Below are 13,613 nucleotides of genomic sequence, written 5' to 3' on the forward strand. Positions count from 1 at the left end.
TTATTTTCAGAATATTATTTAATTTGCAACTATATTTTTTAGGGGGGTCTATCTTGAAGAAACTATTTAAAACTGGTCTAACAACAGCAGTCATGGCTGGTACATTGTTCTCAGGGTTTCCTGGTAACTATGTTAGCAGCAGCAGTCTTTCAAGCGGGGAATTGCTACATAAAAGTTCTAGTGCAGTCTCTCAGTCATATGGTTCACTAGACTTATCAGTAGTAAATGAAGACAAGTTAATCGAGTTGTTAATTAGGGAGGGTATTATCTCTAAGGATGCAACTGAAGCTGAAAAACAAGCAGCACTCCACAATTACCTAGTACAAAAAGGTAAGGAGGATACGGTAAAAGCGAATGACCCAATTGCAGCAAAAGTAAAAGCTGGTGACGCGAAAAAGCAAAAAAAGTTTAAAGAATATAATAATGGGATGATGAAAGGAAACGGCAACAAATACGGGCAAAACGTAAAAGAAGGAAAATCTCCTGGAGTCGTTAATCAAGGTAAGCTTTTAACGCTTGTAGTAGAGTACTCGGATTTCGCTCACAACCAAATTCAACCAAGTCAAACTGATAACTATTACAAGGATTATACGATTGATCACTTTGAAGAAATGATTTTTGGCGCGAACGGAGTAACAGGCCCAAATGGCGAAAACCTCATTTCTCAAAAGCAATTTTATGAACAGCAATCTGGTGGTACCTACACCATTAATGGTAAGGCATATGGGTGGTTAAAAGTGCCTGGAACTGCTGCGTTTTATGGTGCAGATAACGGTACAGGACATGATAATGTAGCACCAGGTGGTGCCGCACAATTAGTAAGAGACACTTACAAAGCTGCAATTGCAGCAGGTATACCTTTACAAGATTATGATTTAGAAGACCCACATGACTTAGATGGTGATGGAAACTTTTGGGAACCAGATGGATTAGTTGATCATCTTCAAATCATCCATTCTGGTATGGGACAAGAAGCCGGTGGTGGATCACTTGGTAATAACGCTATTTGGTCGCATCGCTCTGCCGTTTTCTATGATCCAGATGGTCTTGGTGCAGGATTGCCGGGATTTTATGATTATACAGTAATGCCTGAAGATGGTGCTACCGGGGTGTTCGCACACGAATATGGTCATGATTTAGGACTTCCTGATGAATATGATACAATTTATTCTGGCGCAGACGAGCCAAATCAATATTGGTCCATCATGTCAAGTGGTTCATGGGCAGGAAAAATTCCTGGTTCTGAACCAACTGGATTCTCTCCATATGCAAAGCAGTATTTTCAAGCCACACTTGGAGGTAAATGGACTGATCCAACAGTTGTCAATTTAGAAGATGTTACTTCAAAAGGAACACAGTTCTTACTTGATCAATCAAACTCACCTCTAGGAAAAAATAACCAGGAAATTCGAGTAAATTTACCACAAAAGAAAAAACACATATTAGATCCGTTTAAAGGCAATTACTCATTCTGGGGTGGGACAGGCGATGAGTCTGACAACAATATGGTAACTTCAGTGGATTTAACTGGTAAGAGTTCTGCAATATTGGATTTTGACGCTTTCTATAAGATTGAAGATGAATGGGACTACGCTTTTGTCCAAGTTTCTGAAGATAACGGAACAACTTGGAAGTCACTTTCAAATGCAAACACGACTTCCCGTGTCGTAACAGGTGTTTACCCTACAATCCCCGCTAATCTACCTGGGTTCACAGGGGACTCAAATGGCTGGACAAAACAAACTTTTGATTTATCTGCCTATGCGGGCAAGAAAATTCAATTGAAGTTCCGCTACATTACCGACTGGGGATATAACGATACTGGTTTCTTCGTTGATAATGTAAAGGTTACTGCTGACGGTACAAATGTATTGAATGAAGATGGTGAAGGATCAACTTCAGCTTTCACACATAACGGCTTCAACAAGTTCGACGGAAATGTTTACGCCGATCACTACTACTTACTTGAGTGGCGTAATCATCAAGGGGTTGATAAGGGTCTTGCTCATATTAAACGTGGAAATTCTTTAATGAGCTATGATGGTGGGTTAGTAGTTTGGTATGTAGATAATAGCTACACTGATAACTGGACAGGTACTCATCCTGGAAATGGCTTCCTAGGCGTGGTAGACTCTCATCTTGACAAGGACTTAAGATGGATCCTAGCTAATGGAACAACGGCAAAAGCAAGTACTCGTTTCCAAATCGCTGATGCAGCTTTTGGTTTAAATCCTACTTCTGAATTAAGTATAACTTATCCGGGTATTCAAACATTGAATGTTCCAAGTCAACCTGCTGTATCATTATTTGATGATAGCAAATCGTACTTAAATAGTTATGTGCCTGATGCTGGACGTGATATCCCACATTACGGTCTAAAGGTCCGTGTAAATGGCGAAGCTAAGGATAAATCAGTTGGTTCTATAGTAATCTATAAATAAATGAAATTGCCACCCTTGCTTCATGGAGGGTGGCCTTTTATGTATGAGAGCAAGGCTGATTAAAAAAATCTGCCTTGTTTCGATTAAGGACGTATACTGACACGGGTCCCATTGGGAACCATTCCGGCCAGCTGTAGAACATCCCGATTATACATCCTTACACACCCATGCGAAACCGCTTTTCCAATCGAACTAGGGTCATTCGTTCCATGGATTCCATATCCTTGTTTTGATAATGAAAGCCATAATACCCCAAATGGCCCTCCAGGATTATATTGTCGGTTAACAATGACAAAATCTCCTACTGGGGTTTCTGTTAGCATCCTCCCTACCGCAATTGGAAAGATCTTTACTAATCTGCCGTTGTTATATAATGTGAGTCGTTTTTTTCCTACAGAAACCTGTATGGAGTAAGGGATGGAACCTGGCTCGGGAAGGCCAGGTATTTGTATTTTTTGTCCTACGTGTAAATGTCCGATACCTGGATTTGCAGCGTAAAGGCGCCTAAGGCTCACTCGATAATTTGCTGATATCGTTCCAAGTGACTCCCCGGGTTGAACCGTGTGCATCATGCTAAACCACCCTCCTTCTTGATAGCATATGCCTTTACAGGTTTGTGGTTTCCTATATGACAGTTCTCAAAAGAAGCAGGATGTTTTTTTCATTTCCCAACATAAACCTAAATTTTAATCACAAAAACAAATTAGAGATATGGATATAATTGGCCATCGAAGACCTATTCATAAAAATCAACTAAATCTGAAGAATGGCGACATATCCTCACGAAGGTGGTGGATATAAAAATAATCATTACTTACCGGGTCATAAACGTAATCCTTTTTCCATTCATCAATGTTTTTGATTATTTCCCTTATCGCCTGAACAAATATTAAAAGATCTTCATTTGTCATGATTGGGTGTATCGAAAATCGGACCCACCCCGGTTTTGTAGACATATTCCCATGATTGATTTCTTCGGTTATTTGTTTGGAAGTAGGTTCATCAATATTTAATAGATAGTGGCCATACGTTCCGGCACATGAACACCCCCCTCTTACCTGAATACCATACCTGTCATTTAGGAGACGAACGATCAAGTTATAATGAATGTTTTCAATATAAAACGAGAAAATCCCAATTCTATCTTTGATATTCCTGGCTAATATTTTGACCTCTGGAATCTTCTCTAAATGGGAAAATAACAGACTTAGCTGCTCTTTCTCTCTTTTCAATATTTGATTGATCCCCATTTTCTCTTTCAAATTCAAGCATAAAGCCGTCCGAATTGATTGCAGTATCCCAGGTGTTCCTCCATCTTCCCGCATTTCAATTTCATCGAAATACTGGTGTTCACCCCAAGGATTTGTCCATAAGACCGTTCCTCCGCCCGGATGGTCTGGAACCTTATTAGTGTATATCCTTGAATCGAAGACCAATACTCCACTTGTTCCAGGACCGCCTAAAAATTTATGCGGTGAAAAAAAGATCGCGTCAAGCTTCTCAAGCGGATCTTCTGGATGCATATTGATTTCGACATATGGTGCAGATGCCGCAAAATCCACAAAACAGAGTCCCCCATGTTGGTGCATGAGCTTCGCAAGCTGATGATAGGGTGTTTGAATCCCTGTTACATTAGAACAGGCCGTAAAAGACCCAATTTTCACCTGGCGATCCTTATAAACGTGAAGGAGGTAGTCTAAATGATTTACATCCACTTTTCCTTCCTCATCAGGGTTAATAACTACGACCTCCCCAAGTGTTTCAAGCCAAGTGGTCTGATTTGAATGGTGTTCCATATGTGTCAAGAAAATGATTGGTCTTTCCTTCTCAGGTAGTCGAAGTCGATCTTTCCAAATTTCTGGAACTCTCACCCCTAGGATTCGCTGTAATTTATTAACGACCGAAGTCATTCCAAAACCATCCAGGATGACAACATCATGCTGATCGGCATTGACATGTTCCTTAATAATTTTTTTAGACTGATTATATAAGCCTGTCATCATTAAACTGGTGATATTTGATTCTGTATGAGTATTGGCCATAAAGGGCCCAAACACCTCAGAAATTTTTTGTTCAATAGGTTGATAAAGCCGTCCGCTGGCTGTCCAGTCGGCATATATGATTTTCTTCTGACCAAAGGGGGAATCAAATTCTTGGTTCATCCCAATCACATGTGAGCGGAATGGTTGAAAATATTCTTCAAGGGTCTCTGGGATCTGAAACACTTTACTTCCTATGTTGGCTGTAATCATTACTTCCACACCTCACACTTTATATTCTGCTAATCAATATATGCAAGGCCCTATTACACCGTTATTTTTGTTTCAAAAAAAAGAAGGACAGCCACATTGTTATTGGCTGCCTTAGGGATATTAATAAGTTGTTATTTTAGCAGATTCTTTTTTGGTTACCTCTTCAATTTTTTGAATAAACATTTGAAAAACTCTTCGTTTTTCCTCTAAATCTTTTATGTATTCTTTAAGTTGGTTATAGTTTTCTTCGAAGGGTTTATGATACATATCACGTATTTTTTCAATAATCTCTTCATTCACTGTCGATTGAATGACTTGTTTTGTAATTCCGTACTTATACGAATAAACCTTTAATTCCTGTGCCACTTCATCATATTCTTTAGCAATTTCTGTTAAGACTAAGGAAATATCGTCCTTCCACTCATCTAGTGATTTTTGTAAGTATGATTTCGTCATTGTTTCTTCCATTTAGACACCCGCCCTAATAAATTCAACATATGCCTCTATTATATCGATGTTTGATTACATCCAAGTTTCCCAAAGTTTACAATGTGATATCATTACAGTTTTTTCAGACTTTTTTTACAAAAAAATAGTGCATAGCTGCTCCATCAGCTTGCACGGTTTTTTTCTAGCCGAATGATGGTTTTTGCAATGAACAATGAACACTCTCTTCATGTAGTTCAGGAGCAAACTCCGCTAGTTTTTTAATAAAATAACAGGTCTCAGGGAAATGGTGTTCGAGAAATCTTAGGGTTGTTTTGTTTAATATCCTATTCCCTATATATTTTTCAACAATCGAGCGAATATATTGATTCATTTCAATCACTGTTCTACCCACCTCTAATGCCAGCTCTTTTTGCCGCGGAAACCCCTGTTCTGTAAAGCGGAGGAAACCTTTTACGTGATGATTTTGCAAAATAAACATTTGAAACCTTTGCGCATATAAATCTGTTTGTCGTTCAACAGACAATTCAATCGGATCAACGATATTTCTCAATAGAATAATATGACCCAGCTGGTCCTCCAGCCACAAATCTAAAAGTTGATCCAGCCGCAGTGGAACCGGCTGCTGACCATTGATAAGGAAAGATAATTGACGTAAATATTCTTGATTTTCATTTAAGGTGCCATTCAAATAAGTTGGTGACAGATTTAGATTTACTTCGTTTTTAATCCTTAAATTTTGTAAATGTCCTTCAAATCGAAAATATTCGTATCCAGTGGCCTGAGCTTGTTTGGCGAACTCCACCTGTTCTGTTGAGGCAATACTTAATGTTGGATTCAATTGCTTTAAATTTCCAATTAAACCTTGAAAGGCTTGGTTGAATCCTTCAGCAATAGCAATCTTCCTCTCTTCAGTCACCGATAAATGGTCACGAACAAAAATAGCATGATCCTGGAGAATTTCGAGCCAGAATAAATGCTCCTCCCACACACTTATGGTACCAGACATCCCAATCCCCCCTCTATAGAGGATATTCATGCTGAGAGAAATTAGAAATTTCCGATAAAACTTTTCGAAAAAACAGCTTCCTTGGATGGAAGAAGTCCTTTTTATTCACCTTCCACAATTTTAGCAAACTCTTCAATGGTAGTAGAGTATTTAACATACGTTCGCGGAAGTAAGTATTGTTCATTTTTTATCCCTGATGGTGTATAGGAACCAGGGGTTGTAGTAAGTCCGTACAAATAATACTTTTTCGTTTCAGTCATCACTTGTTTATTAGTGTTTCCATAGGGATATGCAAGTGCAATGACCTTTTTTCCAGTAATCTGCTGAATTTTTTCTTGTGATTCGTGGAGTTCATAAGTTAGGTTAGTTGATTTCGTTAAATCAGGGTGGGTAGCAGTATGTGACTGAATCGAAATTAAAGCTGAGTCTGACATTCGCTTTATTTCCGCTCTTGATAATCGATTAGCTCTGCCAATAAAGTCAGAAATGACAAAAATCGTCCCTTTTGGCATAAACTCCCTAGTTTGCAGCTTTTGAAAGACAGTTAACACTGTTAAATTATTTTTATATCCATCATCTAAGGTGATAAAAATCGGCTTTTTAACTTTCATTGCATTATGCCATTGTTCAAATGTTAATAACGTAAAACCATGGTCCCGCAGGTATATCATTTGTTTTTCAAAGTTTTCTGGTGTGACATAAAGCTCTTTTGATCCAGTCCCGGAATATTCAGCGATAGAATGATAAATAAGAATCGGGATTTTCTGAGCTGCAGTTAGCCTGACTGGGGACACTGTAATGGCAATGCTGACTAACATGATAAAAAGTCTTATCATCTAAATTCCTCATTTCATTTAATATGGAAGATTCTAGATTACTTTTTCCTATTGGATGATGTGTCATTCGGCCATTTAGAGATGATATCTCCGTACAAAAAGTGGTAAACTATTCATAACTTTTAAAAAAGGAGCAGCATGATGACAAAGTATAAGGTCCTATTCTTAGATATTGATGGTACACTTGTAACACCCGATAACCGAATTGAGGATTCAACTAAAAGAGCCGTTGCCCAAGTTCAGGCAAAAGGCATAGAGGTCTTTCTAGCTACTGGAAGGCCGCTCCACGAAATCGATGATTTAGCCTCGGAATTGAACATTCGCTCTTTTATTGGCTATAACGGAGCCAATGCTGTATATAAAGGTGAAGACATCTTTCAGGAACCGTTAGAACCATCATTAATAAATCGTTACCTTACGATTGCAACGGAGCACAACCATGATGCCGTCTTCTATACCAATAAAGAAAATATTTTCACAAACCTTGAAGCTCCAGTTATCCAAAAATTTATTGAGGTGTTTCACTTTCATAAAAATGAAGCATATAGCCCAGAATTCAATCGCGATGTATTAGGGATTACGCTGATAAATCTAAAGCCTGAGGATGTGACTCTTTATGAAAGTGAGGAGGGCATCCATTTATCCCAAGTAAATGTTGAAGGTCTGAGGCATTCTTATGATGTCATTAGAGATAAAATTAATAAAGGATATGGAATTCAGATGCTATTAATACATCTCAACATCCCAAAGGAAAGCGCCATTGCCTTCGGAGATGGAATGAACGATAAGGAAATGCTGCAAGCTGTTGGGGAAAGCTTTGCGATGGAAAACGGACATCCTGATATTTTCCAATATGCAAAGAATAAAACAACAGATGTGACAAACTCAGGTATATATAATGGTTTAAGGACACTTGGATTAGTTGAATAGACAATAACTAGAGANNGAGAAGTGCAGTTATTCAATACTGAATAACTGCACTTCTCTTATTTTTTTCTCAACGCTCATTTTGCAAAAAAATGTTGTTATTTCGTGGTTTCAGTCTTGTTTTGATAGCTTTTGTCAAGCAGCAGGAAAAGTATATACCAGGTGGTGAATAAACTAGTAGATGAACAAAAATTTTCCTATATAAATAGAGAGAGGAATGGTTTTTTTGAAGACCTATACCTTAAAAGAAGTTTCTAAAAAAATAAATGTAACTCCTGGAACAATACGTAAATGGGAACAAGACTTTGAAGATTTACTTGATATCCCTCGTACAAAACAAGGAGCCAGAATATATACGGACTTAGAGATCGAAGTATTGTTAGAAATCAAACAGATGGCTGATAAGAAGGTAAGCAAAGAAGCGATCCGCCAAGAAATCCAAAAGATAGAAGAAGCTGAGTATGTAGGGATACCAGCTATGCCAAAAGTTACAGAAAACTTTCCGGAGGAAGCCATACCCCCGGAACCGGATGTCTTCTTAGACCTTACCCATGAAAGGGTCAGCACGCCAGCTCCCAAAAAATCTTTAGAAATGGACACTGAAGAGTCCATTACCCCAGTCCCGATTGAGGAGAGTTCAAAAAAAGATACAGAGCTGTTTTTCGAGGCAATGGAGACCTATAAAAATACGTTCTTAAGTGAGGTTAAGAACGAAATTCGAAGTGTCGTTCGCAAGGAGGTACTAGAAGAAGTCCGAAAAGAAATTACAAAAGGTACTTTTGTAACCGTAAAATCGATCTCTGATTCTATTTATAAATCCACAGAAAACACTAAGGCAGAGATTCAAGAATTATCGGACTCTGTAGAAAAAGCATCAGAAGAAACGGCTGATACCTTAAAACAGCTTGCAAATAAAGTGACGCATTCATCATTAGAAACCTCCGAAGAGATTTTTTCACTTTCAAAGCAGTTATCGGAGACTTCTGAAGAACTCTCACACTATGTAGATGTCACAAACAACGAAATCTCGAGTCTAGCTGAAGAAATTTCAAAGGAACGTGAATTCCTGATTGAGGAGAGGAATCAATACCGTCATGAAGTTACCCAAAGAGAGTTAGCCTTTCAACAATTGTTAACCAATTTCCGTGATGTAGCAGCAGCAAAAGAAAAGAAATGGTGGAAGTTTTGGGCTTAAAAAATGTTTTGTCGTGGACTTTTAATTGGATTAGTATTTCTTCCGTTAATCTTGGGTTTTAGCCTATTCTATCATTAGGGGGATTCGGCATGAATACAAGTGAAGTAGCAAAACTATTAGGAGTGTCCGCAAGTACGATTCAGCGATGGGTAAAGCAGCTTGAACTGCCCATGGAAAAAAATGAACGTGGACATTATCATTTTAGCAGCAAAGATATAGATTTATTAAAAGAAATACATGAAAAACTTCAAGCCGGAACACTACTTCATGAAATCAGCCCAGTTAGTGAGAAAAAAGTTATCCGAAAAGGGACTGTAAAGACTGTTGATCATGATAAGGCAAATGAAATATTATTTGAGAAGGTTCGGGAATTGGAACTAAGTTTACATGCAAAAGCGGATTCCGTTGCCTCCTATCAACTACTCCAGCATCGGCGGGAAATAGAGGAGCTACAAGAACAAGTTAAAAAGTTAACTCAACAAATGGAACATCTCCAAACTCAGCTGACCGAATTAACCTCACCCATACAAACCGAAACACCTATCGTCTTCGACCAAACGAAAGCAAAACGAAAAAAGAAGAATTTTATGAGCAGTCTTTTAAGTTTTTTATAAAGCAAAAGTCGAACGTACCGTACGTTCGACTTTTGCTTTATCCAGTTTTAACCTTAAGTTCAACTAGTGGACGGGTATATTTCTTTATAAAGTAGCTGCCAAGGATTTGACAGATGAAAAACGAAAGAAAGAAAAGTAAAATGTAATTTCCTGAAAGAAAAGCTAAACCTTCATCAGGTACGATAACCTGGATAGATTTTATAATAAAACCATGGAATAAATAGACGTATAATGTTCTTTCACCAATCTTTGTAAGTTTGTATTGGGTTGAAGGAATTAACGCTAAAAAGCCAAACACAACCAATAATGTCAGAGCATATTGGAGTATCCGCACAAGGCCATCAGACCATTGCATCCCACCCATATTCGCATAAGAAGTATCCCCTAACAGCCATGGAACTGCATCTTTTGGGAAGCCTAATCCAAAGAATAACATGGTCGCGATAATGATCAAGATTCCAATTGGCAGTGAATACTTAGCCCGGACTACCCTTTTTAATTGATTAGCATTTAATAAAAAGCCTAATAAGAAATACGGGAAAAAGACAAATGTTCTTGAAAGGCTTAAGAAACTTCCGGCATCCTCTACGTAACCAATCGCAATTCCTATTATAATCGAGACTCCAAAACCAAGCCATTTAAACTTTGCAAAGGCATATAACAACAAATTCCAGAAGAATAAACTTAACAAAAACCATAATGACCAATGAGGATGTAGAAAGTCAAAAGCCAATTTCTCTTCCTTACCAATTAAATAATAATAAATGGAGTAAATAATTTGAAAGATAAAATATGGAATTAAGATCTTCTTTACTGACTTTTTAAAATAGCCCTTCTTTTTATATCCTTTGGCAAAATATCCTGAGATTAAGATAAATGCTGGCATATGGAATAAAAATATGGCCGTATACAAAGTAAAAAGTATTCCATTTTGCTCCTTTAGAGGACTAATAATATGCCCAAAAACAACAAGAAAAATTAAAATAAATTTGGCATTGTCGAAGAATTTACTCCTTTTTGAATTTGCAGCCATCTTATCACCTCGGTTGATTTTCGTTCAAAAAGGTATAGTAATATGTTATTTAGTGTTGATCATCAGCAGAAAAGAAAATTCTTTTTGGCTGTCTGAAATTGAAGATAGATATCCTTATACCAAGAATATCATAAAAATATTACAGCAGTATGTATTAGATTTTACCAACTATTGCACTAAAATTACAATTCTAAAATAACTATACTATTTACCTATGAATAATTTACCAGCTAAGCCTTAAGAAAACCTTAAGAACCTTAACTTAAAAAAGAACTTAGGGGACCCTAAGTTCTTATACACTCATGATATCAACAAAATGGTTACTAATGATTTCGTTATAGTTTTCCTTTAATTCATCTATTGGTAAATGAAGAAAGGCAGACAGTTGTTTTAAATATTCTTGGTCATATCGGAGCCAGGAAGTATGATTTCTTTTGAGGGAACGTTCAGCCTCTGGAAAACTGGAATACACTGGGGCTTCCCTCTCCCCTTTATGGATAATATAATAAGCCCCATCCCCAGTTGGAACAATATAAGAAATTTCTCCGTTATGGTTTTGATAACTTGTCCCTAGTGCAGATTCCTTTACGTTAAATTCGTTCCGGTCGGTGTCTGGCTTCAGTGGGTTTATGCTAAAAGCCTCGACAACAAAAGCTTCGAAGGCTTCTCTAGACAAATCTGCTCCAGATGCCTTTGGATGTCCCCCGCCGCCAAACTTTTGAGCAAACTCTGCGACATTTACTTCATCATGAATGGTCCTAAAGCCCATTTTCTTCCCCGAGACATTTAAAAGGACAATCATATCTAAATGAGGATAAATATTATTTAGAGCGTTTCCCAGTTCAGATAAATACTGTTCCGCATGGACGATTCCAATACAATATTCATTTACAAAGGTCTGTATTGTCTGCCTGCTCTTAGAGTGGATATACCGATTGATCTTTTGTTCCTCCAGATCAAGAATCATGTTTTCCGTGTCTGTTAAGGAAAAACAGTCTTTATTTTGAGTCAGCCTCTTCAGCATTTCTTCTTCAAACTGCTCTCTGTTTAATATGTAAAATAAATCATTCAACCGTTTGGCTGTTACATTGTTATTTTCATCCCATTCCCAGGTGTCATACTGACGGACTAAATCAATAAACTCCTCTAATGCCTGATTTTTTTCGATCTTTTTCTGTTCGATTAAATAATCGTAAAATAAAGAAGTTGCACATGTCTTTTTACCATTATCGTATTCAGGAACAACCCTTCCCCATTTATATTGGTTAAAGTTCAGAGCGGTCACGTGATGGTCAATCATCTGAACAGGTTTCCCTTGCTGAAACCGTTCTTCAAGCATTTTCTCGACCGACTCATTCACCGCTAAATCGGTTATAAAAATTTCTTCCTGACTATTACCAGGGTGTTTAATTACTGCTTCCACTCGTTGATTTAAATTTCGATAAGAACAGTAATAAACATTTGCCTGGTCCCCAAAGGCGATTTTAGCTATCAGCCCGCAACCGAGACCGTCTAAGTCAATATCCGTAAAAAGTCTTACCATACAAGACACCATCCAATCTTATTCCATAACGCTTAGTTTGTTTTTGTTGAACGCTTCCTATTCAACGTTAGTACATCCTTCTTTACTCTTTTCTTTCTATTTGCTTAATATATCGCAAATGGTAGTTAAAATCGATTATTTTTTGAAATTAATAATACAAAAAACCTAACACTTACATTTATGACCAGGTAACAATTATCACTTACAGATTCCTCTTCTCATGATAAGATTCGTAGGAAGTCTTTTATTTTTTCGAAAAGGGGTAATCATTTGAATTTTCCACAACTAAAAATTGGGCATATGATGCCAAAGGTTCCGATACTTCAAGGAGGCATGGGTGTTGGTATTTCGCTAAGCAAGCTTGCTTCAGCTGTTGCGAATGCAGGAGGTATTGGAATTATCTCTGGAACTGGTATTTCTGTAAATGAAATGCGAACACATATAAGACGAGCCAAGGCTCAAATTAACAAAACTGGATATATTGGTGTGAATGTTTTATTTGCCATGAATGACTTTGCAGAAAAAATGAAGGCTGCCCTTGAAGAAAAGGTCGATTTTATTATCTCCGGGGCAGGCATTTCAAGGGATATGTACAGCTGGGGAAAACAAGCAGGCATTCCAGTAATCTCCATTGTCTCTTCTGCCAAATTAGCTAGAATTTCAGAACGTTTAGGTGCCTCTGCAGTCGTAGTAGAGGGCTTTGAAGCAGGAGGGCATCTTGGTACAGACCGCCCAATGTTTGATATTCTGCCAGAGATTGTCGAAGCAGTAAACATTCCCGTAATTGCTGCTGGCGGAATAATGACAGGTGCCGATATTGCAAAAGCATTGTCTAACGGTGCATCCGGAGTTCAGATGGGCACTCGTTTTGTAGCAAGCGAAGAATGCGATGCACCGTTAGCCTTTAAACAAAAATATGTAAATGCAAAAAAAGAAGATTTAGTATTATTGAAAACAACGGTTGGCTTACAAGGAAGAGCAATTAAAAATAACTTTTCTGCCCAGATTTGCGGAGAAGATAAAATAAGAATCACTAAATGTCAAGATTGTTTGAAGAATTGTTCCTATCGGTTCTGTACACTCGATTCGCTGCTTACATCCATGGATAGAGATGTCGAGAATGGTCTTGTTTTTGCAGGAGCACGAGTGGCCGAAATTAAAGATATACTACCTGTACGAACAATTATTGATAAGCTCACAATCGAGTATCGGGATTTTTTGAAAAACAGCTCAGGCTCTCCAATACTAAATAATTCTTAAATATAGTCTGTGTTAAACTTGGATGTTGATTTCCGCTGCAGTCGCTCGCTTTCCGC

The 13,613-nt window shown here is 37.7% G+C and carries 12 protein-coding genes; 5 read left to right on the plus strand and 7 right to left on the minus strand.

The features are described 5' to 3' along the window. Positions 1-53: 53 nt before the first annotated feature. Complete coding sequence (locus V7266_RS26885) at positions 54-2,441, plus strand: immune inhibitor A domain-containing protein (protein ID WP_335472283.1); 2,388 nt, start codon at positions 54-56, stop codon at positions 2,439-2,441. A gap of 83 nt (positions 2,442-2,524) precedes the next feature. On the opposite strand, the gene V7266_RS26890 is transcribed toward V7266_RS26885, so the two are convergent. The 5 genes from V7266_RS26890 to V7266_RS26910 all read right to left on the minus strand — a co-directional run bounded on the left by V7266_RS26890 (position 2,525) and on the right by V7266_RS26910 (position 6,985). Next, complete coding sequence (locus tag V7266_RS26890) at positions 2,525-3,013, minus strand: L,D-transpeptidase family protein (RefSeq protein WP_335472284.1); 489 nt, start codon at positions 3,011-3,013, stop codon at positions 2,525-2,527. Between the two features lie 177 nt (positions 3,014-3,190). Further along, a complete protein-coding gene (locus V7266_RS26895; RefSeq protein ID WP_335472285.1) occupies positions 3,191-4,693 on the minus strand; it encodes an aminotransferase class V-fold PLP-dependent enzyme in 1,503 nt (500 codons plus the stop codon). Between the two features lie 120 nt (positions 4,694-4,813). After that, positions 4,814-5,161, minus strand: coding sequence for a hypothetical protein (locus V7266_RS26900; protein WP_335472286.1), 348 nt, complete (start codon positions 5,159-5,161; stop codon positions 4,814-4,816). A 163-nt stretch (positions 5,162-5,324) separates the two neighbouring features. Continuing rightward, a complete protein-coding gene (locus tag V7266_RS26905; RefSeq protein WP_335472287.1) occupies positions 5,325-6,149 on the minus strand; it encodes a DUF2935 domain-containing protein in 825 nt (274 codons plus the stop codon). 101 nt (positions 6,150-6,250) lie between these two features. Beyond that, positions 6,251-6,985, minus strand: a complete 735-nt coding sequence (locus V7266_RS26910; protein ID WP_335472288.1) for a polysaccharide deacetylase family protein — start codon at positions 6,983-6,985, stop codon at positions 6,251-6,253. Between the two features lie 141 nt (positions 6,986-7,126). On the opposite strand from V7266_RS26910, the gene V7266_RS26915 reads away from it, so the two are divergent. The 3 genes from V7266_RS26915 (at position 7,127) to V7266_RS26925 (ending at position 9,721) form a co-directional block, all read left to right on the plus strand. After that, positions 7,127-7,915: an HAD family hydrolase gene (locus V7266_RS26915; protein WP_335472289.1), complete on the plus strand. Its 789-nt coding sequence runs from the start codon at positions 7,127-7,129 to the stop codon at positions 7,913-7,915. Between the two features lie 214 nt (positions 7,916-8,129). Further along, positions 8,130-9,107: a MerR family transcriptional regulator gene (locus V7266_RS26920; protein ID WP_335472290.1), complete on the plus strand. Its 978-nt coding sequence runs from the start codon at positions 8,130-8,132 to the stop codon at positions 9,105-9,107. An 89-nt stretch (positions 9,108-9,196) separates the two neighbouring features. Next, the gene (locus V7266_RS26925; RefSeq protein ID WP_335472291.1) at positions 9,197-9,721 is read left to right on the plus strand and encodes a MerR family transcriptional regulator; all 525 of its coding nucleotides are present in this window, start codon (positions 9,197-9,199) and stop codon (positions 9,719-9,721) included. A gap of 37 nt (positions 9,722-9,758) precedes the next feature. On the opposite strand, the gene V7266_RS26930 is transcribed toward V7266_RS26925, so the two are convergent. Both V7266_RS26930 and V7266_RS26935 read right to left on the minus strand, forming a co-directional pair. Beyond that, positions 9,759-10,754, minus strand: a complete 996-nt coding sequence (locus V7266_RS26930) for an acyltransferase family protein (protein ID WP_335472292.1) — start codon at positions 10,752-10,754, stop codon at positions 9,759-9,761. Between the two features lie 292 nt (positions 10,755-11,046). Next, positions 11,047-12,297 (minus strand): DHH family phosphoesterase, encoded by a 1,251-nt coding sequence (locus V7266_RS26935; RefSeq protein ID WP_335472293.1) that lies wholly within the window; start codon positions 12,295-12,297, stop codon positions 11,047-11,049. A gap of 300 nt (positions 12,298-12,597) precedes the next feature. Between V7266_RS26935 and V7266_RS26940 the strand changes: the two genes are divergently transcribed. Then, a complete protein-coding gene (locus V7266_RS26940) occupies positions 12,598-13,557 on the plus strand; it encodes an NAD(P)H-dependent flavin oxidoreductase (RefSeq protein WP_335472303.1) in 960 nt (319 codons plus the stop codon). The last annotated feature ends 56 nt before the right edge of the window (positions 13,558-13,613 follow it).

The sequence above is a fragment of the Neobacillus drentensis genome (assembly GCF_036965645.1).
In the GTDB taxonomy this organism is placed as follows: Bacteria; Bacillota; Bacilli; order Bacillales; family Cytobacillaceae; genus Neobacillus; species Neobacillus drentensis_D.

What these genes read in the sequence shown, in the direction of transcription:
- V7266_RS26895 (WP_335472285.1), bottom strand. Translation starts at nt 4,693, where the DNA reads ATGATTACAGCCAACATAGGAAGTAAAGTGTTTCAGATCCCAGAGACC.
- V7266_RS26930 (WP_335472292.1), bottom strand. Translation starts at nt 10,754, where the DNA reads ATGGCTGCAAATTCAAAAAGGAGTAAATTCTTCGACAATGCCAAATTT.
- V7266_RS26910 (WP_335472288.1), bottom strand. Translation starts at nt 6,985, where the DNA reads ATGATAAGACTTTTTATCATGTTAGTCAGCATTGCCATTACAGTGTCC.
- V7266_RS26890 (WP_335472284.1), bottom strand. Translation starts at nt 3,013, where the DNA reads ATGATGCACACGGTTCAACCCGGGGAGTCACTTGGAACGATATCAGCA.
- V7266_RS26935 (WP_335472293.1), bottom strand. Translation starts at nt 12,297, where the DNA reads ATGGTAAGACTTTTTACGGATATTGACTTAGACGGTCTCGGTTGCGGG.
- V7266_RS26925 (WP_335472291.1), top strand. Translation starts at nt 9,197, where the DNA reads ATGAATACAAGTGAAGTAGCAAAACTATTAGGAGTGTCCGCAAGTACG.
- V7266_RS26905 (WP_335472287.1), bottom strand. Translation starts at nt 6,149, where the DNA reads ATGTCTGGTACCATAAGTGTGTGGGAGGAGCATTTATTCTGGCTCGAA.
- V7266_RS26915 (WP_335472289.1), top strand. Translation starts at nt 7,127, where the DNA reads ATGACAAAGTATAAGGTCCTATTCTTAGATATTGATGGTACACTTGTA.
- V7266_RS26920 (WP_335472290.1), top strand. Translation starts at nt 8,130, where the DNA reads ATGGTTTTTTTGAAGACCTATACCTTAAAAGAAGTTTCTAAAAAAATA.
- V7266_RS26900 (WP_335472286.1), bottom strand. Translation starts at nt 5,161, where the DNA reads ATGGAAGAAACAATGACGAAATCATACTTACAAAAATCACTAGATGAG.
- V7266_RS26940 (WP_335472303.1), top strand. Translation starts at nt 12,598, where the DNA reads ATGATGCCAAAGGTTCCGATACTTCAAGGAGGCATGGGTGTTGGTATT.